This window comes from Aquitalea sp. FJL05 (genome assembly GCF_003852595.1).
GTDB classification, from domain to species: Bacteria; Pseudomonadota; Gammaproteobacteria; order Burkholderiales; family Chromobacteriaceae; genus Aquitalea; species Aquitalea aquatilis.
In genome coordinates, this window is sequence record NZ_QAJS01000018.1 from 1 (window position 1) to 307 (window position 307).

At 50.5% G+C, this 307-nt stretch carries 2 tRNA genes; both read right to left on the minus strand.

Annotation, left to right across the window (positions count from 1 at the left end):
- Positions 1-84: 84 nt before the first annotated feature.
- Positions 85-159, minus strand: a tRNA-Thr gene (locus DBR44_RS16490).
- A 21-nt stretch (positions 160-180) separates the two neighbouring features.
- Positions 181-254, minus strand: a tRNA-Gly gene (locus tag DBR44_RS16495).
- Positions 255-307: the final 53 nt, after the last annotated feature.

The window sequence follows — 307 nt, forward strand, 5'->3', positions numbered from 1 at the left end:
GACGTTTACGTGCGGTTTGGTCCGCTCGAACTTTTCCTTAGCCATGGCAAAATTTCCTGATTTGAATAACTACAAACAAATGGGTGGTGCCCATGGGCAGAATTGAACTGCCGACCTCTCCCTTACCAAGGGAGTGCTCTACCCCTGAGCTACATGGGCCCTTTAACAGGCATTAACGCTTGGAGCGGGTGAAGGGAATCGAACCCTCGTCGTAAGCTTGGAAGGCTTCTGCTCTACCATTGAGCTACACCCGCCTGCAACAACTATACGGCCTTCAAACTACACGCCGCCAAGACGTAAAAAATTC